At 46.7% G+C, this 24,458-nt stretch carries 21 protein-coding genes and 1 riboswitch; of the genes, 2 read left to right on the forward strand and 19 right to left on the reverse strand.

The features are described from left to right. Positions 1-1,363: 1,363 nt before the first annotated feature. The 18 genes from C7R93_RS19865 to C7R93_RS19950 form a co-directional block, all read right to left on the reverse strand. Entirely contained in the window at positions 1,364-2,674 is a 1,311-nt protein-coding gene (locus C7R93_RS19865) for a nucleobase:cation symporter-2 family protein (RefSeq protein WP_106840437.1), read from the reverse strand. Positions 2,675-2,706: 32 nt separating this feature from the next. Further along, positions 2,707-3,297 (reverse strand): xanthine phosphoribosyltransferase, encoded by a 591-nt coding sequence (locus C7R93_RS19870; RefSeq protein ID WP_106840438.1) that lies wholly within the window; start codon positions 3,295-3,297, stop codon positions 2,707-2,709. A 232-nt stretch (positions 3,298-3,529) separates the two neighbouring features. Further along, positions 3,530-3,631: riboswitch (purine riboswitch) on the reverse strand. Positions 3,632-3,767: 136 nt separating this feature from the next. Then, complete coding sequence (rsgA, locus tag C7R93_RS19875; RefSeq protein WP_106840439.1) at positions 3,768-4,853, reverse strand: ribosome small subunit-dependent GTPase A; 1,086 nt, start codon at positions 4,851-4,853, stop codon at positions 3,768-3,770. Between the two features lie 245 nt (positions 4,854-5,098). Then, complete coding sequence (locus tag C7R93_RS19880; RefSeq protein ID WP_106840440.1) at positions 5,099-5,353, reverse strand: hypothetical protein; 255 nt, start codon at positions 5,351-5,353, stop codon at positions 5,099-5,101. A gap of 95 nt (positions 5,354-5,448) precedes the next feature. Continuing rightward, a complete protein-coding gene (locus C7R93_RS19885) occupies positions 5,449-5,670 on the reverse strand; it encodes a WYL domain-containing protein (protein WP_106840441.1) in 222 nt (73 codons plus the stop codon). Between the two features lie 194 nt (positions 5,671-5,864). Then, positions 5,865-6,356, reverse strand: coding sequence for a DUF4265 domain-containing protein (locus C7R93_RS19890; protein ID WP_244191592.1), 492 nt, complete (start codon positions 6,354-6,356; stop codon positions 5,865-5,867). 107 nt (positions 6,357-6,463) lie between these two features. Beyond that, entirely contained in the window at positions 6,464-7,705 is a 1,242-nt protein-coding gene (locus tag C7R93_RS19895) for an MFS transporter (RefSeq protein WP_167402484.1), read from the reverse strand. 272 nt (positions 7,706-7,977) lie between these two features. Continuing rightward, positions 7,978-8,601 (reverse strand): YcnI family copper-binding membrane protein, encoded by a 624-nt coding sequence (locus C7R93_RS19900; protein ID WP_106840443.1) that lies wholly within the window; start codon positions 8,599-8,601, stop codon positions 7,978-7,980. Positions 8,602-8,616: 15 nt separating this feature from the next. Continuing rightward, positions 8,617-9,891, reverse strand: coding sequence for a copper resistance CopC/CopD family protein (locus tag C7R93_RS19905; RefSeq protein ID WP_244191593.1), 1,275 nt, complete (start codon positions 9,889-9,891; stop codon positions 8,617-8,619). A gap of 165 nt (positions 9,892-10,056) precedes the next feature. Next, entirely contained in the window at positions 10,057-10,890 is an 834-nt protein-coding gene (locus C7R93_RS19910) for an alpha/beta fold hydrolase (RefSeq protein WP_106840445.1), read from the reverse strand. A 65-nt stretch (positions 10,891-10,955) separates the two neighbouring features. After that, entirely contained in the window at positions 10,956-12,059 is a 1,104-nt protein-coding gene (locus C7R93_RS19915; protein ID WP_106840446.1) for a Ger(x)C family spore germination protein, read from the reverse strand. Next, complete coding sequence (locus C7R93_RS19920; RefSeq protein ID WP_106840447.1) at positions 12,056-13,159, reverse strand: GerAB/ArcD/ProY family transporter; 1,104 nt, start codon at positions 13,157-13,159, stop codon at positions 12,056-12,058. The genes C7R93_RS19915 and C7R93_RS19920 overlap by 4 nt, the downstream gene beginning before the upstream one ends. A gap of 17 nt (positions 13,160-13,176) precedes the next feature. After that, on the reverse strand, positions 13,177-14,652 hold the full coding sequence (locus tag C7R93_RS19925) for a spore germination protein (RefSeq protein ID WP_106840448.1): 1,476 nt from the start codon (positions 14,650-14,652) through the stop codon (positions 13,177-13,179). Positions 14,653-14,805: 153 nt separating this feature from the next. After that, entirely contained in the window at positions 14,806-15,861 is a 1,056-nt protein-coding gene (locus C7R93_RS19930) for an ABC transporter substrate-binding protein (protein ID WP_106840449.1), read from the reverse strand. Between the two features lie 61 nt (positions 15,862-15,922). Then, the gene (locus C7R93_RS19935; RefSeq protein WP_106840450.1) at positions 15,923-16,720 is read right to left on the reverse strand and encodes an ABC transporter permease; all 798 of its coding nucleotides are present in this window, start codon (positions 16,718-16,720) and stop codon (positions 15,923-15,925) included. Continuing rightward, positions 16,717-17,520 (reverse strand): ABC transporter permease, encoded by an 804-nt coding sequence (locus tag C7R93_RS19940; RefSeq protein WP_208637837.1) that lies wholly within the window; start codon positions 17,518-17,520, stop codon positions 16,717-16,719. The genes C7R93_RS19935 and C7R93_RS19940 overlap by 4 nt, the downstream gene beginning before the upstream one ends. A 44-nt stretch (positions 17,521-17,564) precedes the next feature. Then, positions 17,565-18,551: an ABC transporter ATP-binding protein gene (locus C7R93_RS19945; RefSeq protein ID WP_106840452.1), complete on the reverse strand. Its 987-nt coding sequence runs from the start codon at positions 18,549-18,551 to the stop codon at positions 17,565-17,567. A 191-nt stretch (positions 18,552-18,742) separates the two neighbouring features. Then, positions 18,743-19,693, reverse strand: a complete 951-nt coding sequence (locus C7R93_RS19950; RefSeq protein WP_106840453.1) for a DMT family transporter — start codon at positions 19,691-19,693, stop codon at positions 18,743-18,745. 135 nt (positions 19,694-19,828) lie between these two features. Here C7R93_RS19950 and C7R93_RS19955 point away from each other — a divergent pair, with 135 nt between their 5' ends. Next, the gene (locus tag C7R93_RS19955; RefSeq protein ID WP_106840504.1) at positions 19,829-21,178 is read left to right on the forward strand and encodes an aminotransferase-like domain-containing protein; all 1,350 of its coding nucleotides are present in this window, start codon (positions 19,829-19,831) and stop codon (positions 21,176-21,178) included. A gap of 435 nt (positions 21,179-21,613) precedes the next feature. Continuing rightward, positions 21,614-22,237 (forward strand): YqaA family protein, encoded by a 624-nt coding sequence (locus C7R93_RS19965; protein ID WP_106840455.1) that lies wholly within the window; start codon positions 21,614-21,616, stop codon positions 22,235-22,237. A 43-nt stretch (positions 22,238-22,280) separates the two neighbouring features. Here the strand turns inward: C7R93_RS19965 and C7R93_RS19970 are convergent, their stop codons facing one another. Beyond that, a complete protein-coding gene (locus C7R93_RS19970) occupies positions 22,281-24,419 on the reverse strand; it encodes an ATP-dependent Clp protease ATP-binding subunit (RefSeq protein WP_106840456.1) in 2,139 nt (712 codons plus the stop codon). Positions 24,420-24,458 lie beyond the last annotated feature (39 nt).

Here is a 24,458-nt window from a genome sequence, read left to right on the forward strand (position 1 = left end):
CTTCGCTTATTTCTCCTGTTTCCTGACCAGCTGTTGGTTTTTACAGGGGCTTTTATAGATTGGAAGAAATCGTTGTTCGAGCTATGGTGATGGAAGGAAACAGGAGAAAACGCTCCAGCTTCTTGGGCCACCTGCTGGATGCATGGACTGCCCGGCTCCATGGAAAAAGCGAAACCGCGTCCAAAGTAGAGGTTCAGGGAGGCTCTCAGAGGTGGACGCTTAAGAGCGTGTTTCGCTTTTTCCATTGCGCCTCGGTTGGCGTCCCAAAGATCTTCGCTTATTTCTCCTATTTCCTGACGAGCTGTTAGTTTTTACAGGGGCTTTTATAGATTGGAAGAAATCGTTGTTCGAGCTATGGTGATGGAAGGAAACAGGAGAAAACGCTCCAGCTTCTTGGGCCACCTGCTGGATGTCATGACTGCCCGACTCCATGGAAAAAGCGAGACCGCGTCCCAAAGATCTTCGCTTATTTCTCCTGTTTCCTGACCAGCGGATGGTTTTTTCCGTGGCTCTTCTAAGGACTTCACGTCGAACCAGTTCCTTGCGTTGTATCTACCCAAAACTTGCGAGCACTATTTTCGACTGGGTCTAAGACCGGATACATAGTCAAAATATAATCGGCGCCTTCCTCGGGAAAACAAAACGAGTAGACCATGAATGAGGAGTACAAGCGCAATCACTACGCTGACGCCAAAGGAGAAAAGAATAAGCAATGGATAAAAAGTCGACTCCATCCATCTCTCTATTTGACTGATTGCATTCGAGGTATACATGACAAACCAAGTGAAACTTAAGTTGTTGCTGTAGTGCTGGGGAGGAAGCAGGAGAAAACGCTCAGATTCTTGGGCCACCCCCTGTGGGATTGACTGCACGGCTCCATGAAAAAAAGCGAAACCCGCGTCCAAAGTGGTCCATTCAGGAGGCATCTCAGAGGTGGACGCTAAAAGCTTGTTTCCCTTTTTTCCATTGCGCCTCGGTCGGTGTCCCAAAGATCTTCGCTTATTTCTCCTGTTTCCTCTACGAGCCTTCCGTGATATACGGGTTTCAAAAGCCTTTTAAGATTGAAGAATGTAATCAGTTACGACAGAGAAGAATATTTCCAGACGTAGCGACTTGTGGAGTCCTACCGAGCGGAGAAGGGATTCGCGGGCAACAGAAACGCAACCGTGCCCGAGCTACGAAGCGGCTACCAATTTTGCGTTTCCCCGCGAATCCCTTCGGAGCGTGCAGTCCACACTTCCCCGAGGGACGGAGCCTGGAGCCTAGACTGGAAATATTCTTCTCTCCACCGCAGCCACGTTTCCAACGCCAAAACCGCCACCTCCTATCTAACCAGGAAGTGGCGGTTCATTGTTTGATAAGGTTAAGACGCTTCTGAAACAGTTACATTTGCCGGAGCAGTCTGAGATGCTTTGTTATTCGTATGAACGAGTAAAATGTTCAAAATGACTGCGGTCAAAGAACCTGTCACGATACCATTTTGCAGCATCATTTTTGCCATGGTAGGCAGTTGATCAAACATCGCAGGAACCGCAGCAGAGCCCAGTCCAACAGCGATACTGCAAGCAGCGATCAGTAGATTTTCGTTTTTGTTCAGGTCGACCTGAGAGAGAATATTGATACCAGATGCCACAACCATCCCGAACATGGCGATCATTGCTCCACCCAATACCGCGTTCGGAATCACCGTTGTCAATGCTGCCAGCTTTGGCAGTAATCCGAGAACAACCAGGATTCCACCGGCACCAATCATCACGTCGCGAGATTTAATGCCAGTCAAGGAAACCAAACCCACGTTTTGCGAAAAAGCGGTGTAAGGAAAAGCGTTGAAAATGCCGCCGAGAACAATCGCGACCCCTTCCCCGCGCAATCCTTTGACTACATCTTGATCCGTTACTTTTGTATCGGTCACTTTACCAAGTGCAAAGTAAACGCCTGTGGACTCAGCCATGCTGATGATGTTGACGAGAATCATGGTAACAATGGCTACAATACTGAATTGTGGCGTACCGAAGTAAAACGGTTCAACCACGCTAAACCAGGAGGCTTCCGCAACGCTCGCGAAGCTGACCATCCCCATCGTGTAAGCTACAGCCGTACCGACAATCAAGCCGAGCAATACTGAAATCGCACGAATAAATCCGGTAAAGAAACGATTAATAAGCAAAATAATAACCAACGTTCCTAAAGCCAAAAGCAAATTGTACGGTTGTCCAAAGTCAGGCATACCTTGCCCGCCAGCCGCGTTGTTCATCGCAACGGGAATAAGCGACAATCCAATGATTGTGACGACTGAACCTTGTACCACTGTTGGGAAAAACCGCAGCAGCTTGCCAAACAGTGGAGCTGCCAAGACAACGAATATACCCGATATGATGATGGCCCCATAAGCAGTCGCTAGATTACTCGTAGACGCAATGGCGATAATCGGTCCTACTGCTGTAAACGTACAGCCTAGCACTACAGGAAGACGAATCCCTGTATAACGTGTACCAAGGACTTGTAAAAGCGTCGCGATTCCGCATGTGAAAAGGTCGGCAGCAATCAAATAAGCGATTTGCGTAGGAGTCAGATTCAAAGCACCACCGATAATCAACGGTACGACGACGGCTCCTGCATACATGGCAAGAATGTGCTGTAAGCCCAAAGTAACAATCTTATGTTTGGCTAGCATGAGTGAACCCTTACCTCCTATTTATTTTTGGTTTATACGCGTGCAGGCTCTTCTTGAATAAAGTGAATGCCTTCTGGTGACATCGATTCAATACGTGCCAATGATTCGATTCTTACGCCAGCTTGCTCCAAGAGACCGCGGCCTTCCTGAAAGCTTTTTTCAATGACAGCGCCAACCCCGACGAGATGTGCACCGGCATCTTTGATAATATTCGTAAGCCCCACCAGAGCGGCTCCCGTAGCCAGGAAGTCATCGACAATCAGTACGCGATCTTCTTTGGACAAATACTGACGGGAAACACTAATTTGATACGTTTCCTGACGGGTAAAGGAATGAACCGGTGCAGAGTATACTTCCTCTGTCAACGTGACAGCTTTTTTCTTTTTCGCGTAGATAAAGGGAACGCCCAATGCAAAGGAAGTCGCCATAGCAAAATGGATTCCACTTGCCTCAATCGTCACCACTTTTGTGATTTTTTCACCAGCGAACAGCTCGGCAAAGCGCTGTCCGATCTTCATCGTCAGTTGTGGATCTACCTGGTGGTTCAAAAACGCATCCACCTTCAAAACGGATGCCGACAGTACCTTGCCGTCCTGTACGATGCGCTCTTGCAATTCTTTCATCAGTTCTTCCTCCTCGGATATGGTTCCAGCCACTTTTATACATGCGGCCTGCTGAAATATAGAAAGCCCAGAGCAGACAGTGTCACAAGCGGGCTACGTAACAAACCCACGCCAAGTGAAACTGTCCCTCTGGGCTTTTATCCCTTAGGTGTGACACATCATTCGTGCCTGCGTCGCTCGGACCAGCTTTCTTTTCATCCTATTATTGGAATAGAAAAAAAAGAGACGGAACCCTAGACGCACTTTCACTCGTAGTCAGGCGATTTACGGTCACCTGGTAGAAACGGTTGGGCCTTATTCCCAAAATTATACGAGCTACCTATCTATTTATATTGATGTGTAATAACGAGTATTGACCAAATCTATCATAACTCCCTTGTTGTGAGCAAGGGTTAATTTTTGAAAGAAAAAGGAAGCGCTTACTTGTCCATTTAAAGGAAAGAGCCCTGATTTCTCAAGGGCTCTCGTACTTATCTCTTCGGTTTTTTCTGTTTCATTTGAACGTTGATCTTCTTCCATTTTTCCCGTTCAGCGGCTGCAAGCCTTGCATCTTCTTTGCGTGCAAGATGTGCCAATTCGCGTTGGAGCTTCAGGTAACTGTCAAAGCGTGCCTTTTCCAATGATCCATCTCTGATGGCAGCCTGAACAGCACAGCCAGGCTCTCGCATATGCTTGCAATCATTGAAACGGCATGTTTCTGCAATGGACTCGATATCGTCAAAGGCACCGCGGAAGCCTTCATCTGCCTCCCAGAGCTGCAGCTCCCTCATGCCCGGTGTATCGATCATCAGAGCGCCACTCGGCAATCGGAACAGCTCGCGATGTGTCGTCGTATGGCGGCCGCGGTCATCACCTTCACGCACGTCACTGACTTTTTGCATCTCCGCTCCGCTCAATTTATTGATCAACGTGGATTTGCCAACACCAGATGAACCCATCAAGGCTATCGTCTGACCCTCGCCCAGATACGGCTCGAGCTGGTCCAGTCCTTCTCCCTGCTCAGCACTGACTACGTGAACAGGTACTCCGATCGCGACTGATTCTACCTCTGCCATGCATGCATCTAGATCGTCACACAAATCTGCTTTGGAAAGTACAATCACCGGATTGGCTCCACTTTCCCACGCAAGAATGAGATAGCGTTCCATCCTGCGCAGATTCAAATCATTATTTAAAGAATTCACGAGGAAAACTGTATCGACGTTTGCGGCCACAATCTGCTCTTCCACAGTATCCCCAGCTACTTTGCGGGAGAACTTGCTCTTACGTGGAAGAAGTCCATGGATTGAGGCTTTCTTTTCCTCTGGGCGGGCACTGATAACTACCCAGTCCCCGACAGCCGGAAAATCTTCTCGACCAGTTGCTTCATAACGAAGCTTTCCAGTTACTTCGCCCAAGAGCTCGCCATGCTCACTCCACAGACGATAAATACGTTTATGTTCGAGTGTGATACGTCCCACACTGTACCCTTGCTCTGCATAAGGGGCAAAATGATTAGCAAAATACTCATTCCAGCCCATAGATTGCAATACTTGTTGATTGGTTATTTGATTCACTGCGGATTCCCCCTGCAATTGGTTAAGTAAGATGGCTTTATCGCCAAAACCAGTCACAGTCGAATCCTCATTTGGTGAACGGTTTTACTGTTCGCTTGAAAGGAGGATTCCTGTGACCCCGACTACGACACTCTGAACAAATTTGATGGCTACCATAAAACATCTCTCCTTTAGCAAACCTACCATTCAGGTTTGGTATCATATTTCCCAATTATTGTACCATAATGAAACAAAATGCAACAGCGTTAATCTCCCCCACCGCCGCCTCCGCTATCTCCGCCACCACCACTGTCTCCACCACTACCGCTATCGCTGTCATAGCTATCCCAACGATCACTCGAGTCGTGATTTCGATGATTGTGATTGCTGTCTACATAGAAGGCTCCGCCCCCGCCGTCTGAAGAGGAATGGGAGCGTCCGCTTCCGCCTTTAGTGGCTTTGGACGCCAAGACAAATACTACGATCAAAAACATGATGACGATGACAATGAAGAACTCCATTGTTGTCCCCGCCCTTCCTCTTTTTGAAGTTGTTTACCTATTTAGTATAACATAGTGGAGCTGGGATAGGCTGGGGGATGGTGAATGAGCCCTGTTCATCCGGCAAAATGCCCTGACATAGGTGCGATTGCCAAAATGTTTTCCAACACGAACACACGATACGCCTTCCTCATATAACAGTATGCTTTCAAGCTCCCTTTGGTTTCATCGATATGCACTACACGGATCGTACGCCTGCTAGCCTCTCCATCCTTCTTCAGATAGATGATCTCCACTGCTTGCTGCCTAGCCGCGTACCTTCTCAGCTCCTGAATCATTAGGCTGTCACCACCGCAAAATGTGTCTTCTTGTTGTTGACATCATCATACCAAAAGAGAACGTTTGTTCGCAAGTCTTCTCATCAAAACTGTTGGAAATAGAAGCTCGCACACGCTCGTGTAGATGAACAGCACATGGTGGTCGCCATCCCTGAGATAGTGCGTAGTGCCGAAGAACTGACGTTTTCAAACAATTAATCCAGATCTCTAGCCCAACTAACTAGCTCTTCATCTTCAAAATTATATGGATCCTTGTAAATATTAGAGTAATAGTACTCTGCTTCTAGTATGTCTCTAATTTTATTGAACGTATGATTCGTTGCATCAAATCCATTACTAATTGGAGCAGTAAACGCGAGTGAACCATTATGAAATCCATCTAGAGAGCCTGAAAGTTCTTTTTTGACTATAGATTCAACTGCTTCTATCTTTTCTTTGATAGGCTGCTCTTTGTAAATTTGAATACAGAAATTTCCACCATGCTTTATTAATTCAAAATCTCCGTTGGGATGGAGTTTTATTGTATCTTCTTTCGCAAGGCCTAGAGCTAGCCCTGGAGATGCACATAATTTGAATTTTTGATCGCTTAGGTATTCTGCAGGAAGCTCTTCTAAAACTGTTCCCTGTGAACTTGTGCCAGCAAAAACCTTAATCAATGTTAATTTATCGTCCATACGATGCTCCACACCCCGTCACGTCTCCTACTACCATTTGTTTCTTTATTTTACCATATCAGTTTCAACAAAAAAGACATGCGCCCTAAAATGGACACATGCCTTATACTTGTTACAACTCAGCGCCTTCTCAGCGCACGTCCAAACACAATCAGAATCGGTGCCAACAAGACGGCCGCCGCAACCAAAGAAGCGCGAATCGAAAAACGGGTCCCAATCCATCCAACAGCCGGACCACCTGCAGTTTGTCCCAAGGCATTGGACTGGCCCATCATCGACAAAACCGTCGCTCGCACACTGCTCTCAATGTTCAGATTCAGCCACGTATCATACAGTGGACTGCTTAATGACTGGATCACACCGATCAACAGCAATGCAACTAACGCCCAGCTAAAGTTAGGGGACAAGGCAAAAGCAATCATCGCTGCAATTTTGAGCCCCGTCAACGTGAACATGCCCACAATGACAACCCGCTCATTGTTCACATCCAGCCTTTTTTCAACAACGCCTACGACGATGAGGCCGAGTAAGCTTGCGAGTGCGGCAATGATTCCGAACCACATTGGCATCGAAATAGCAGCGAGCTCTGGAAAGCCAATTTCTGCGATCAAATGCGCTTCCCACAAACGGTCATACCCTTCAGAAGCTGCACCCGTAAATAGCGTCACAAACAAGATTAACATCAGAATCGGCTGACTGCGAATCACTTGGGCACCCGCAGTCCACGTCTGAATCATTTCCTTCAAGTGGGAAGCACCTTCCGTGCGTTCGCGACGAATAAAACCGGTCTCCTTCATGAACAAAATCAGAAAGACACCAAGCCCCAGATACATGAGGCCACCTATAAGGTAAGGCAAATAGGGAGCGATTGTTGCCAATGCAACACTAAGTGCAATCCCGAGCAGATTACCAAGCAAGGAGTAGCGCTTGGCCTTCATGAAAATCGAACCGATCTTCTCTTCACCGACCTCATCCACAATCCATGCAGTATCCGCTCCACTGATAAACGTATAGCCAAGACCACTGATGACTTGCGAAAACAGCACTAAGCCGAAAACAGAAATCAAGGGTACCCAAACATCCAGCACGTGAACGATCCCCTGCATGGCAAATCCAATTCCCAGTAAAAACATCCCGATAATGACGGAGCGACGGCGACTGTACGTATCCGCCACTACACCTGTTATCCCTTCAAACACCAACACGGATAACTCCAATACAGTCCCGATCAATAACAACTCAAACGGGTTAAAACCCAGTGTCACGATATAGTAAAGCGCATAGGTCGTGAACATGGTCGTATTGGCCAGGGAAGTCAAAAAACTCTTGATCGTATATACTTTTGTCGCATTCATGAACATGGAAGCAGTATCCACCTTTTTTTAGGCAGATGACGCGTTCCGCTTTCACGTACATATCGTTCCTTTACTGTCTTCTACTTAGCGAAATACGTACGCGTCATTCTGCCGTTCATATTTTTCCTTCCTGTGTACTTGCTTGCTCTGAATAGTGTTATTGACATGAGATACACCTCCGAAAGTAATTATAGCTATTATAGAATTATTTTAATTTCCACACAATGAAAAAAAGCTGTGCAGCATTGGACACACTGCACAGCTTTATTATGAAGCACTTACGCTTTTTTTCTAAACAGGCCAACGATGGAGATCAGCAACGCCAAACCGGAAAGTACCAATGGCAAGGTATTGTTGCTGCCGGCACTCGCAGTTTCTGTAGAAGGAGCAGTTGCCGGCTTTTGTTCTTGTCCATGCTCATGTCCTGCTTCGCCTACACCAGCCTTAATGGTAGTGACAGACGCTGGCGTTTTGGAATCCTTGTCTCCTGTCCATTCCACAACTTCACCGTTTGCATAGGTCTGATAAGCCTTCCAAGCCAATTGTCCTTCTTCTTTCGGGTTTGCCCCAACAAACGCGAACTCTTGGAACTCATGCGCCTTGATTCCGCCTTCTGTTGCTGTCCACACCAGCGCTGTGTTCACACCATCTTTATCTTTTTCGAACTCGTAGGTCCAGCCCGGAATCGGTTGAACGGAATTTACCTTCACACCTGCCGGGAATTCCAGCTTCACTTTTGTCGTGTTGACGTCTTTTTCTACTGGGACACGCACAGAGTATTTTTCATAGGAGCCTGTAGTAGTCTCTTTCGGATATACGTTCACATGTGCTTGTGCTGCTTGCGCCAACGTCAAAACTGCACCTGCTACCAGTACACTGCTCATCCATTTTGTCATTTTCATCGTATGAGATCCTCCCTAGTTTGAGTCTGTTTGAATTACGTCCTGATTATTTGTCGTAGCAGTCGGGTAGTTGATCTGGCTCATCCAAAGTCCAGCCAGAACAGCGACAATCCCGAATACAATCTCCCAACGCAAGTAAGAGACCTGCAAGGAGTTTTTCGTCCGCCAACGTCTCGTTTGCCTAAAGGCTAGAAGAAGCATGAGGCAGACACTTACCATTTTTCCGTATAACAGATAGCTCCATGCCGTTGCACTCTGGAAAATGCTCATGACATCCGTCTGTACGATGACCATGACAACGCCCGTCACGACGGCAAGTACAGCCGCCACGGCAACTGTCTGCAAAAAGAATCTCTTGAACGACTCCTGTCCTCGTTCAGCCGTTTTGACTGTAAATAGCAAGTAGGCAAGTGCCCCCATCCACACAGCGACCGTCAAAACATGCAACAGTCTTAGCACAATGGACAGCCAGACAGGAGCAATGCCCCATGCATGACCGCCAAAAGCTTGCGCGCTGATCAGGATAATCCAGATTCCCACATACCAGCCGGACACCATATTGGGGATCGCGACCAATAGCAGTAACGCAAAGGACACCAGCAGCATGATCGCAAACGGAGACTGACTGAGTAAATTCCCGTCCATTTGCCACAGTGCTTGCGTAAGTGATACAGCGGTTAACGATTCGTCATACAAGAACCACAGAAAGATAAGTCCGATAATCGCCAAACCCCATCCGATTTGCCTGCCAATCCCGATCAGCTGGGCAAGCGAAGGCAAGCCATGACGCTGTGCTGCCCACGCTACCAGATACAAGCCGCCCCCTACGAGAATAATTCCTTGCGCTAGATAGCGGTACATGATCAAGTAGCTTGAGTCTGCTTTTTGCTCACTTGGCGGCACCACGACCGCACTTTTTTGTCCGATGGAAAACGTGAGCATTTCTTCGATCGGATGTCCGTCCTCGGAGACTACCGACACGATTACGGAATATGTCCCTTCAGCCAAATCGCTCGGCAGCTTCGCATTCACTTGTGAGGCATCGCCCGGCTGCAATGTCGGCCGCTCCATCCTTATTTCCTTGCCATCCCAGTCAAATAAGCGCACGTTAACAAGATCGGGCTCCAACGTTTCGGTAAACCGCGCAGATATTTGTCCTGGGTTCGCCTTTAGTACCTCACCATCTTGCGGCGAGCTGCTCATCAAGCCAGCATGGGCGAAAGCAGTCGTCATACCCGTTGTCAGTACAAGTAAGAAGGCGAGCAAAAACGCAACCGCATAATGTCTCATGTTGTCTGTCACCCTATCACCTGCTTCCTTATTTCGTCCTTAATCCTATCAAAATAGTACGAGAATCTATATGGCTCCATCGGGCTATCTGATGTGGCAAAGTGTTGAAAACAAAAAAAGGCATGTTCGGTAAATCTCTCCGATTCCATGCCACTTCAAACTGTATTAGGATGTTCTTACAGTGCTTTGTGCGAGGAATTCCAGAACGAGTTTGTTGAATACCTCAGGTTGATCCATCGGTGGAATATGGGCGGAGTCAGGCAGGATGACCTTTTGTGCGCCCGCAATGCGTCCAGCCAATTCGTCGGCGATTTGCAAAAATTCGATGTAATCCCGCTCTCCCGCTATGACGAGTGTAGGTGCTTTTATTTCCTCCAATCGCTCCCGAGGAGAGGGGGACAGTGCCGTAAATCCAGCACCAAACTCCGGTAAGGAAAAGGCGTGCTCGGTCATTTGCAAGAACAGTTCACGCGCTTTGGCTGCTTGCTCGTTTACCGGTTGTTCAGGACCGTCGAACCACATCTGCCCCGTCATCTCCAAAGCTTCCGCAGTCGTCCCGGTTTGACACACCTGATTGAATCGCTCCACATCGTGCAGCCTCTGTTCACTTCTTGGATGATCAAACAAACCGGCTGAGACCAGAATCAAGCTGCTCACCATTTGCGGATAAGCAAGGGCGAACTCCTGCGCGACCATTCCCCCAAACGAAAGTCCTACCACATGCGCTTTATCGATACCAATCCCTTGCAGTACTGCTTTCACATCGTCATACACAGTAAAAGGAGTCTCAGTCGCAAGCGTTTTACCAAACCCGCGGATGTCAAAACGAACGACCTTATACGATTTCGCAAATTCTTGCATCTGTGCATTCCATAATCTTGTATCCAGATTGAAACCGTGGATCAATAGGAGCGGCTCGCCTTCCCCTGCTACCTCATAGTAAAAGCGGGCGCCATTTGCTTCGAGAAAGCCTGTTTGTACAGCTTGGCTATTTTCCATTTTTTCTCACCTCACACTCACTATCTCACCCCCGGTTGTTGCTTGTCTATTTATTTTTGTTCCATTTACCCAATGACGCCTGTACGTAAAATCTTGATCTCGACATCCACATCATATTTCGCCCTTTTCATGATTTCCCGACATTCATCTTTACTCAATTTCTTTTTCCCGCTCTTCTGACTGGCTATATTGTAGATTTCCCCAAATCCTACCGGGTCTACATCGTGTTTTCTTAACTTTTCCAGTAATTGTTCCGTCTCTTTTTTAACCGCCAGTTCGATTGCTTTTTGTACCTTATTCAACTGCTCAGGCTTTGATAAATCGATTTTTTCAGCCATTTCCTGAATCTGCGCTGTCATCTTGACTTTCACAGAAAATCTTGGTTTCTCCAAATCCAGAACTTTCATTTGCTTTTTGCTTGAGATATGTTCAATTACAGTAAAAAGCCGCTTTTTATCAAGGGCAATGTTTATTTCCAATTCTCCCTTATTGTAACGCTCACGTAATACCTTGAGGAAAAATCCCTCCCTTGTTGTAATCTCTGCCACCAGTCGTTGATCTCGAAACAGAGCAATTTGATTAATATGTAATTCATTCTTTACTCTTTCGATATAAGGCATCACGGGATCTTTCCCGATTGCATAATAATCTTTCATAAACTCATGAAGTTTCGAGGAGATCATATTCTCTCCGTCGATGTTCTGTCGTATGGCTTGATAGAGATATATTCCAATGTTGCTATTTTCGGGATAGCGATGTGTCAAAATATCATAAGCTCGTCCTTTGGCTACTGTTAGATAGACATTGCTTCCAATGGAAGCATCTCGCGTTAAGTTTTCCACAAGAGCAAGGATCCCTTTGCGCGCTAACTCATCGTGATAGACCACGACGCGAATTTGACCGCCTACAATTTTTTTGGAAGACTCCCTGTTCTGTGAAAGGGTGAGCCCTTTGCTTGTATGCGCTGTGCCCGAAATCACAGTGACCAACTCACGTGCCTCCGGGTCAATTTGATAAAATACCGTGGTACCTAACAGCTGTCCGTCTTTACTAAGATCGTACCCTACTGCAACCGCCAGTCCCAATTTTTCTAATACCTGTTGCTCCCCACAGCCATTCAATAACGCGACCATTAATAAATAGTGAACAAGCAACCGTAACCTTTTCATGTCCGGACCGCTCCTTTCCGAAACAGCCGAATCACTACATAAAGCACGATGGGATAAACAAAAATGATATAGAAACCTACTCCTCCGAAAACATCCGTGATGAGATTAATCGACTGGCGTGTTTCCAAAAAATTGCTAGCAAAAAACATGACACCAACAATCCCGATCAGTGCCATTCTTTCCTTGACCCCACTAATATGGTGAACCCCCCGCATGGCTACCCACAAGTTCGTCAGCAAATTATCCAGTAGGATGAGCATCCACAGTGAGATGGACACAAACTCAAAACGCTCCAAAAACGGAAACTCCACAATTTTCATCATCATAAACGTTGCCCAGATAAGTTGCTTCAGCTGTTCCCCTTGAAAGTACAAGAGTGTAACCAACATGACGACAACATACAAGCAGGTAGTCATGAACAACCCACCATGTACATACCGCGGTAGTATTTCCTTTTCCTTAACAAAAGGATAGATGAACAAAATAACCTCAAATCCGATGGTGGAAAAAGACATCTTCTTCGCAGCGTCCATTAGCTGTCCAAGGTCATGATGAAATACTGGCTGCAACAGATGAAAATCGGCGTATTGCATGGGATAAACCAATAGCAGTAGCTGCAAAATCGTCAACCCGACAGAAAAAAAGCTAATTCCAGCCAACACCCGAATGCCACCCGTCACTCCATATATGGACAAACAAAGCAAGGAGGCATTCAATATCCAGGAAGGCACTTCTGGAAACATCCATGACTGAATGATCTCGATGTACCCTCTCAAGATCGTTAAGGCAGAGCCCATGATATATACGATAAAGATGAAATTAAGAACACGAGCTGGCCATTTTCCAAACACCATTTGATGAATGTCATACAAATCCATGTCTTTGTAATTCGCTAAGATTTTTAGCATGAACCACGCTGCTATATGGGTCATAATGCCTGCTATTATGACCGCAATCCAAGCGTCTTGTTGCACCCTATCATAAATAAAGCGTTGTACGCCCGCTATGCCGATTCCAACCTGATTGCCATGAACCATGAATAGCGCAAGCGACACGCTGATAGCCATATGGCTATTCCGACGAAAAGTGGACAATGACATTCACATTCAACACCTAACTACTGACCTGGTCTTTTTTTCTCTACTTCATCAGGCGCACGGGTATCGTCAGGAGAACGTGTCATAACCGGACGCTTGCCAAGAGAGTAAAAAGGAAACCGGATCAGACTGTTTTTAAAATCGTGCAAGCGAAAAGGAAAGAAGGGTAGAAAAAACGGACGTCCCAGACTGGATTGACGCAGGATGTGTATCAATAAAAAAGACGCGCCAAGCATAATACCAAAGCCTCCCCAAATTCCAGCTAACAGGATAATCGGAAAGCGGAGGATGCGTACTGCCGTACTCATCATGTAGGAAGGAAAAGTAAACGAAGCTAGTGCACTCAGTGCCACAATCATGATCAATATGTTACTGGTAAAACCCGCTGCAACTGCGGCCTGTCCAATTACGATACCACCAACGATACCGATCGTTTGCCCCACTTTGAAAGGAAGCCTTGCTCCGGCCTCCCGCAAGAATTCAATAATCATCTCAAGCAGCAAAGCCTCAAACAATGGAGGAAAAGGCACCTTGGAACGCGACTTGACTAGCGATACAAGGAGAGCAGATGGAATCATTTCATAGTGGAACGTAAGGGCAGCCACATAAGTAGCTGTAAAAAACAAGGAGACAAAAAGAGCCGAAAAACGTAACAATCGAATGAACGAAGCCATTTGCCACCGAACATAGAGATCTTCATTCGACTTGAAAAAGTCAACGAAGGAACTGGGACCGACGATAGCAAACGGGCTCCCCTCCACAAACACAACAACCTTTCCTTCCAACAGGGCTTCACTTACATGATCAGGTCGTTCTGTTAGGATTAACTGCGGAAAAATAGAGAACGTATTGTCATCAATTAATTGAACCAGTTTTCCGCTGTCAATCACGCCGTCAATATCTAGATCGCTTATACGCTGAATGACGGTTTGAACATTTTCTGGAGCAGCCAGTTCCTCCATGAAACATACTTCCACATTCGTCATGCTGCGTTTCCCAATCGTAATGGATACGTTGGTAAGCAAATCAGTCGACAGATATCCCTGTAGAATCCCTAAGTTGGTTTCCAAGGCTTCCGTAAAAGAAACCTGGGGACCGAAAATCTGGGTTTCGACCTGAGCCTCTCCCAAAGAACGACTCGGTATTCTTGCTACGTAGAGAAGAATCCCACACGCCGTTCCTTCTATTTGAAGGTAAATCCATCCCCTCACGAGATAATCGCTGACTTGTCTGTAATCCATGGTTTGGGTGACGTGAGCAACAGGAACATTCCCCAAAATCGTATCAGGAACGACCTTTTCCTCAGGTAACCTTTCGAAATAGGGAAGCAACACCTGCTGGAGAATTACCGTATCAACTAGATAGGGCAGGTAGGCTAACAACAAGCTATTGGTTCCACAAGAAAGGTTGCGAAACACTAATCGCGGATTTCGCATGTGATCCTTTAATCTTTCTCGTGTCTCGCTAATGGATTCAGAAATCATGTTGGTTGTCATTTGATGTTTACCCCAATATATGGTGTCCCCTTATTATTTTTCCAAATCGCTTGCTCTATTCCCCTTTTAAGCCGAAGAGTAAGCTCTCAGGCACATTGAAAACAAAAAAACCGAGACGGAAGTACTCCATCTCGGTTCGTAAACAACTATTAATTATCTGCCGCTCTTCATCTCAGTCCAGTAGCGATCGTATTGCTGCAAGGTTTCTCCTACATCAACCAGCCACTCAGCACGGGCAATGTCTGCTGTATCCAGGAAGACCATTTTGTTGGAACGGTATTCTTCACTGTGCAGTGGGTATGCTTTCTCGTTCGGGTTGCTGTAGCCAATGGACTCGTAGTTTTTCACACTGACCTCAGGGTCCATCAAGTAGTTGATGAATTTCTCTGCCATTTCCTTGTTCTTAGCGCCTTTTGGAATTGCCATTGTGTCTGCCCAGATCGTTGCGCCCTCTTTCGGAATGACGTACTCCACATCTGGATTTTGAGCGTGAATGAAAGCGGCGTCACCGGACCAAACCGTTCCAATCCATGCTTCCTCAGCAATCATCTTTTGCTTGATGTTGTCTGTATCAAAGGCAACAACGTTAGGCACTACCTTTTTCAAATCAGCAAAGGATTTTTCCAATTCCTCTGTTTTGGTCGTGCTGTTGGAGAAGCCATTCTTGATCAGTGCCATTCCCATAACCTCACGCGGGTCGTTTAGCATGATGACACGGCCCTTGTAAGCTTCATTCCACAGATCGTTCCAGCTTGTCGGGGTTTCTTTTACATATTTCTTGTTGTAAGCGATCCCGGTAATTCCCCATGTATATACGAGTGAATACTTGTTTTCTTTGTCAAAAGGAGGTGTCTTGAACGTAGACACGATATTGCCCATGTTCGGGATGTTGGCTTTGTTCAGCTCTTCCAGGAGGCCCAGTTGAATCATGGTGCCTACCATGTAGTCGGAAGGTTGAATCAGGTCGTAGCCGGATGCACCCGCTTGAATTTTCGCCAGCATTTCTTCGTTGCTGCCGTATACATCATAGTTGACCTTGACGTTGAACTTTTGCTCAAAATCTTTGATGACATCTTGGTCGAAGTTGTCTGCCCAGCTATAAATGTTTAATACTTGTTGCTCTTGCTCAGAAGACGATGAGCAGCCTACAGCGGTCACCGCGAGTACAGCGGTCAAAGCGCCGATCATCAAGGACTTGAAACGTTTCATTTTTTCCTCTCAACCTCCAAATCAGTTATGGGATTGCTTTTATGAAAACACCATGATGTAACTATAAGATGGATTGATTATTTTTCGAGTCTTTGCGGCGGAAAATCTCTGCCACCACAACCAACAGCACCGTACTCACGATCAGAAGTGTCGAGAGTGCATTCACTTCCGGCGAGACGCCTCGTTTCACCAAGCCATAAATGTAGAGCGGCAATGTGGTCGAATTCGGACCAGCCACGAAGAACGAAATAATGAAATCGTCCAGCGACAGGGTAAACGCCATCAGGAAGCCTGCGATAATCCCTGGCATGATCAGAGGCAGCGTCACATAGCGCAATGTCTCCCATGGAGTTGCTCCCAAGTCTTGAGACGCTTCTTCCAAATCTTTGCCCATATCAGCCAAACGGCCAGAGATGATGACCATCACAAATGGCATGCTAAACGTAACGTGCGCCAGGATCAGGGTCACTTTTCCAAGCTCCATTTGCATCTGACTGAACAAGACGAGCATTGCCAGTCCCATCATGATCTCAGGAATGACGATCGGCAAGTACATCAGCCCGTTGAAGATGTTGCTCCAACGCAGGGAATAGTGCTTGACCGCCAGTGCAGCAGCCGTCCCCAAAACCGTTGCAATAACACTGCTGATAACGCCAATCGTGAGGCTGTTCATCAGCGCTTGCATGACCTGCCTGTTTTCAAACAAAGAAACGTACCACTTCCACGTAAAGCCAGTCCACGTAGCGTTGATCCGTGAATCATTGAACGAATAAAGGACAAGGATCAAGATTGGCAGATACAAAAAGACCAGCATCAGCCACGAGTATCCAGATAGTGCGTTTCCACGTAATGTTTTCATGCTGATCCCTCCTTTGTCTCACTCGCTTTGGTAGCGCGGAAATAAAGAAGAATCAACAGCATGGACAGTAGCATCAGCACGATCGACAAGGCAGAACCGAACGGCCAGTCACGCGCAGACAAAAATTGATTTTGAATGACGTTTCCGATCAAAGCCGATTTCGCTCCTCCCATGACATCCGGAACGACAAACATCCCGATGGAAGAAACAAACACGAGGATCGACCCGGTGACGACACCAGTCTTGGTCATCGGCAGAGTCACGTGCCAAAAAGCTTTCCAAGGCGTTGCGCCTAGATCGTACGCTGCTTCCAGCTTGCGGCGGTCCATCTGCTCTAGTGATACATAAATCGGCAACACCATGAAAGGCATGAGTGTGTACACCATCCCGAGCAGTACAGAACCCGAATTGTACAGAAGCGGTAGCGGTTCCGAAATAATCCCCAGCGATTGCAGGAACGTATTGATCACGCCTTGCGAACGCAGGATGATTACCCACGCATAAGAACGGACCAAAAAGTTGATCCAAAACGGAATCATCACGAGCAAAAGCCATATTTGCTGAGACGATTTTTCCAGTCGTGAAATGTAATACGCTAACGGATAGCCACACAAGATCGAAAATAAGGTAGTTAAAACAGCTACGACCAGCGTGTCCCAAAAAATTTGGCCATAGAGCGGATCGAAAATACGGATGTAATTGTTCAGTGTAAACTCATAGACAACTTGCCCGTACGTGCCTCTTTTGAGGAAAGACAAAATGGCAATCATAAGCATAGGCAGGACGAAAAGCGCACCCATCCACAAAAGGGCGGGAAGCGCGAGCAGTTTAACCGGCTTCTTGTTTAACAAGGAAGAATCACCTCGTCCGTCTGTGCCCAGCCAATGGCCACTTGATCTCCCACCTGCCAGTCCAGACCGTCACCTGCGTACTGGTGTGCCATTACGGTCATATCCTGCCCCTCGAGGCGGATAAATACCTTGCGCAAATTGCCGAGGAACACCGCGTCAGCAATGGTGCCCAGCTTCTTATGCTTGTCCTTGTCGGAATCAACCGGGTACAACTTGATCTTTTCCGGACGTACCGCTGCATTCGTTCCGTTTTCCTGGAAAATGTTGTTTTCCCCAATAAAGGTAGCCACAAACAAGGTTTGCGGGGAGTTGTAAATCTCTGCTGGAGAAGCAATTTGTTCAATGCGTCCCTTGTTCATGACAGCGATTCGATCAGACATCGCCATCGCTTCTTCCTGATCATGGGTAACGTAAATGAACGTGATTCCTAAGTTTTTCTGCAAGTTTTTCAGTTCGAGCTGCAAGCTTTTTCGCAATTGATAGTCCAAAGCACCTAGAGGCTCATCCAGAAGCAGAACGCGTGGGTTGTTAATAATCGCCCGTGCGATTGCTACACGTTGCTGTTGTCCACCAGACAGTTGCTTTGGCGTGCGCTTCCGCAGTTCTGTCAGTTGGACGTACTGAAGTACTTCCTCCAAACGTTTTTGTTGTTCAGCTGCGTTCACTTTTTTCATTTTCAAACCAAACAGGATGTTTTGCTCCACGGTCATATGTGGAAACAAAGCATATTGCTGGAACACCATGTTCATATCGCGCTGATAAGGCGGCACATGGCTGAGTGGCTTTTCGTCCAGGAAAATTTCCCCGGTCGTTGGCTGCTCAAAGCCAGCAATCATTCGTAGCAGTGTCGTTTTCCCACAGCCACTGGGGCCAAGTAACGTCAAAAACTCCCCTTCTTCAATGGAGAGAGAAAAAGAGGGGACGACGACAGTATCTGCAAATCTCTTTTCAATCGAATCCAGATGTATAATTTTTTTCATTCCGTCATCTCACCATATGTCATTATACTCATACAATCTAGGTAACTATATCGTGTATGATACGATTTGTAAACAGTTTCACCAAGTCTGGACAGATTTTTTTGCGACCAGCAAGGAAGAGCGATTCCTCCACAAAAACAAACAAAGCGAATGAATAAACATTCGCTTTGTTGCGTATCCTCTTTATTTTCTCACACAGACGTGGATTTCGGTTGGGGAGTGCGATTCTGGCTCTTCGCTTTTGCCCCTAGGAAATTCGTCCCAATCACCCCGATAATAATCATCACTGCGCCAATAAGATGGTAGTATGCCAGTTGTTCCTGCAAAAAGAGGACGCCTGCCACGATGGTAACCAGTGTAGACAAATTGTTAAACACACTGATTTTGGATGCTTCCATCTTGGACAAGGCAAAGTTGGTCATAAAAGACGTCATGAGCGAGGACAATATCCCCAAAAATACAATCGAGATGATAAACGTCGAGCTGGCAAAAGGGGTAAAATATTTTGATAGGGTCCCCTCCGTACTATGGCGAATGACTGACCAACCGTTAAAAAACAAAAATCCGAGTAACGCCACCATATATGTCATGTCTATATAATGAAAGGACTTTGTCATTTTCCTCGCTAGAACACTATACCCCGCCAAAGAAAACGCAGATAACAGGATGAGAATAGTCCCGATACTGCTCCCTGAGCCTGAGCTTACACCCAGCCCCTTCATTACAAAAATGTACACGACTCCTCCTACGGATAAAAGCGTGGACAGCTTTTGCAGCCACGTAGAAGACTCTCCCAAAAAGAATGCCGCCATGATCATGGTAAAAATCGGTACGGTTGCTTGAATAATCCCCGCTTCAGATGAAGTGGTATACACCAGTCCAAACGCCTGAAGGGTAAAGAACAGAATGGGATACAGCATGGCGAGCGGTATAATCGTGAGCATGTCTTTTGGTTTGATGGACAGCTTGATCCACCCAAACACGATCGGGATGGATGCAGCGATAAATGCTACGGTGAAACGGTGTGCCAACGTATCGACCGGATTGGTTACAGCGAGTGCCATTTTCAGAAACAAAAACGACAAGCCAGTAATCCCTGCATTCAGTAATGCCGCGAGAATTGCTTTTTGTTGGTCTGTCATCGTATGTATCTCTCCTACTGGGGACTTTTTACAGACGGCCGTCTTAGGTTAATAGTAATGGCGGACCAATCGTGCTACAATGCAAAAAAGGAGTAACTGTACCGATACAAAATCGGTGAAAAGGGAATGTTGCTGATGCACAAATATTTGCAGCTTCAAAATGAACTCGAAGCGTTGATTGAAAGCCTTTCCTATCGAGACGGAGACCGACTTCCCTCGATTCGGGAGCTCGCCTCTCGCTACCAATGCAGCAAAAGCACCGTTATCCGCACCTTAGACGAACTAGAAAAGCGTCACCTCATCTACTCGGTCGACCGAAGCGGCTACTACGTCGTGAAAAAACAAAGGCAGATACAAGCCGCAGATACATCGATGATCGATTTTGCGACCTCTGCTCCCGATCCTGACCTCTTTCCTTATGTCGACTTTCAACACTGTATCAATAAAGCGATTGAAACCTATAAGAACGATCTTTTCATATACGGAACCACACAAGGCTTGCCGTCGCTCATTGCGGTCATCGCTAAGCACCTTGGGAATCATCAGGTTTTTACCGACCCGAGTAATATTTTCATTACCTCCGGTGTCCAACAAGCTCTATCTTTGCTGTGTAGTCTTCCTTTTCCAAATGGCAAAGAAACGATTCTAATTGAGCAGCCTAGCTACCACCTTTTCATTGAAAATTTGCAAGTACGCAAGTATCCCGTCGTCGGGATCAGGCGAACTGCCAAGGGAATCGATTTAGAAGAGCTGGAGTCTATTTTTCGAACGGGAGAGATCAAGTTTTTCTATACGATGCCTCGCTATCACAGCCCCCTTGGTACAACATACAGCCGAGGGGACAAGCAGCGTATTGTGGAGCTTGCCCAACAGTACGACGTCTATATCGTGGAAGACGATTACATGGCAGACCTTGAACATGACAGCAAAGCCGATCCCCTCTTTGCCTATGATCGCTTCTCTCGCACCATTTATTTGAAAAGCTATTCCAAAATTATTTTTCCTGGACTGCGTTTGGGCGTAGCCGTTTTACCTGACGCACTAAAGGATTCCTTCAATCAGCACAAAAGACTTTCGGATATCGACAGCTCCATGCTGTCTCAGGCTGCGTTGGAGATTTACCTAAAAAGCGGGATGTTCGAGCGCCACAAGCAAAAAATACGCAGTTCCTATCGCCAGCGATCCAACCTCTTGATGGCGTCCTTGAACCATTTCGCGGCGAATGAAAACAGACTGTTCACCTTTCACCCCCTTGCGTATCCGGGGATTCATACTCACATTGTTTTGAACGATTCCATCTCGCTCCCTGCTGTTGTAAGCCAGCTAAAAAAACACTCGATCCTCGTGGATGCAACCGACAAAAATTACTTGGAGGGCTTTGTGCAAGAAAATATTTTGAAGCTGAATGTGTCCTATGCCAAGGAAGCAGTGATTGAGCAAGGGATTGAGGTGTTGATGGATGTGTTACGCCGCATGCACCGTTAACCTATCCGCCTTAAGTCGCAGATAAAATCCGACGAGGGTGCGATTTTGGATAACCAAAAAATCTCCATAATAAAGCTGTTGAGTTGATCCATAGCCCAGACGGATGTGAAATAATTGTTACGTAACCTATTAACGATCTACAACGTATTACAAATACAGGAAGATGGGTTACCAGAATGATGGCGGGTTTGTAAAAGAAATTATGCAGAGAAAATTGTTTCAAAATGCATCGAATGCGGTATATCGTTGTATAGTAAGTGAATCCCAATTCAAAAAAATTCGTTCCATAGTCGGCCAGTTTGAAGTAGAATCGCATCTATACACATATAATTTGTTGGACTTACTCGATGTGATGCTGAATCTTCCGATAAAGCGCAAAAAGGCCTCCAAAGTTGATGACTGGCAGTTAACGATAGAATGACAAAGGAGAAATAGATGTTTCAGAACATTTTAGATTTCTTAATGGAATACGGCATTTGGGGAATGTTCATCCATTCTTTTGCAGACGCAGTCATCTTTCCCGTTCCTGCCTTCTTTCTTCAAGTACCACTCAGCCTCGTTGATCCTTCGCAGGCATTGTGGATTGCAACGGTAGGCTACATCGCTTGTCTCTTAGGGACACCAGTCGGTTATTTTATCGGGAAAGTACTAGGCAAATCCGTTCTGTACAAACTCCTCAAGAAAGAATGGATTGATGCTGCCACAGCGATGTTTCAAAAGAAGGGCGAGGTCGCGATCTTCATCGGTTCGTTTACACCGATTCCGTTTAAAGTATTTACAATCATGTCGGGTTGCTTGAACTTCCCGTTGTGGAAATTGATTGGGTATGCGGCAATTGGACGGGCAGTCAAATTTTATGCAGTCGGATTATTGTTTTATTTTTACGGCAAAGTGGCGGAAAATATGGTCCATAGCGTTTCTCTCTATATATTTATCATCATGGTGCCGCTCATCGTGGTTGGATTATGGGTGAAGAAAATCGTCACCAAGCGCCGCCAGCTGAAAATGGAAAGTACTGGCGTCAGCAATGGCATCAATGAGAAAGCCATGAATAAATAGCAAAGAAACCCCAAACGGAAGGGGTTTCTTTTTTTATGATTGGTTATCCTTTTTTGACTCGAATTCCGTCATCTTCTACATCAATCAGCATCGCTGTCACATTGTCCTCTTCCATTATCAGATCCGCAATGCCATCCTCGACGTATTGCTGAATCACGCGGCGCAATGGACGCGCCCCGAAGGATGAGTTGTAGCCCAGCTCAGCCAGCTTTTCTTTTGTGGCATCTGTCACACTGATCTCCATTCCTTGCTCAGACAGATTGCCCATGACATCTTGCAGCAGCAGATCGACGATTTTGACCAAATCTTGTTTTTCCAGATGAGCAAAGGAAATGATCGAGTCGAAGCGGTTCAAGAACTCCGGCTTAAAGTACGCACCGAGGGAGTCCAGCACGGTGGCAGGCTCAGGGGCTTTTGCTCCAAAGCCTACAGAAATCTTACGCTCGCTCACACCCGCATTGCTCGTCGCAATAATGACGGTCTCCTTAAAATTCACCGTGCGGCCCTGACTGTCTGTCAGACGACCATCCTCGAGAATTTGCAGGAACATGTGCATGACGTCCGGGTGAGCTTTTTCGATCTCATCCAGCAAAATAATGCTGTATGGGTTGCGGCGTACACGCTCTGTCAACTGACCTGCTTCTTCGTGACCCACATAGCCAGGAGGTGAACCGATCAATTTGGAAACGGAATGCTTCTCCATGTACTCGCTCATATCCAGACGAATCATGGAATCACGGGTACCAAACAGCTCCTCTGCCAGTGCTTTGGACAGCTCCGTTTTCCCGACACCCGTCGGACCGACGAACAGGAAGGAAGCAATTGGTCTGTTTTTCGGTTTCAGACCTGCACGACTTCGACGAATCGCCTTCGCTACTTGTGTGACTGCCTCGGATTGACCAATGACTTTTGCTTCCAAATGAGCGGCCAGGTTTTTCATTTTCATCTGCTCATCGCTTTGCAGCTTCATAACAGGAATCCCAGTCTTTTGCTCGATCAATGCCTGGATGTCCGTGACGTTAACCTGAACGCGCTGCTCCTTGCCCTCGATCTGATCCAGCTTCTCCAAAATGCCCACTTCTTCATCTCGCAGACCAGCTGCCTTTTCATATGCCTCTTGCTCTGTCGCTTCCTTTTTCTCCTGATTGATTTGCGCCAGCCGCTCATGCAGGTCTGCCGTATCTACAGCGGAGGATCGCAGGTTCAATCGCGAGCCCACTTCATCCAAGAGATCGATCGCCTTGTCAGGCAAGAAGCGATCCTGAAGGTAACGATGGGAGTATTCTACGCAGGCACGAATGACATCATCCGAATAAGCGACTTGGTGGAATGCTTCGTATTTCGGGCGCAAGCCTTTTAAAATCTCAATGGCTTGGTCTACAGTTGGTTCTTTGACCATTACTGGCTGCAGGCGGCGCTCTAGAGCGGCGTCTTTCTCAATGACGCGATACTCTTTTAACGTAGTTGCCCCAATCAACTGCAACTCGCCGCGAGCCAGTGCTGGCTTCAGAATGTTTCCAGCATCCATTGATCCTTCCGCAGAGCCTGCACCTACCAAGAGATGAATCTCATCCACGAACAGGATGACGTTTTTGCGTTTTTGTAGCTCGGCAATCACATGCTTCATTTTTTCCTCGAACTGTCCGCGAATTCCCGTCCCTGCAACCAGAGAGGCGACATCTAAAATGTACACCTGCTTGTTTTTCAGCTTGGTCGGTACTTGCCCTTCCGTAATACGCAGGGCGAGGCCCTCCGCAATCGCCGTCTTCCCAACCCCTGGCTCTCCGATCAAAACCGGATTGTTCTTGTTGCGTCTATTCAAAATCTCAATGACACGCTCAATTTCTTGTTCGCGTCCAATCACAGGGTCAATCAGCCCGGCACGTGCCGCATCGTTTAGATTACGACCTAGGTCATCGAGGATGCCTCCACCGCGCTCTGGTGCTTGTGGCTGCGGTTGGCCGGAAGATTTGCCCGGATTCACCCGGCCTTGGGCAAAGCCTTGCAGGAACTCATCCAGTCCAGAGAAGGAGGCGAAAGGACTAAAGCCCATGCCCACTCCCATTTTGTTGGTCAGCTTTATTTTGCAATCCTGGCACAGATCGTATTTTTGTTGCTGATTTTGTACCCGTATATGAACAGTCACAGTTGCTTCTCGTTGTTTGCAGATTTCACAATGCATATTCAATCCCCCCAAAAGCGTTGTTTTGGAATTCAGAAG

This window comes from Brevibacillus fortis, from assembly GCF_003013395.1.
Taxonomy (GTDB): Bacteria; Bacillota; Bacilli; order Brevibacillales; family Brevibacillaceae; genus Brevibacillus; species Brevibacillus fortis.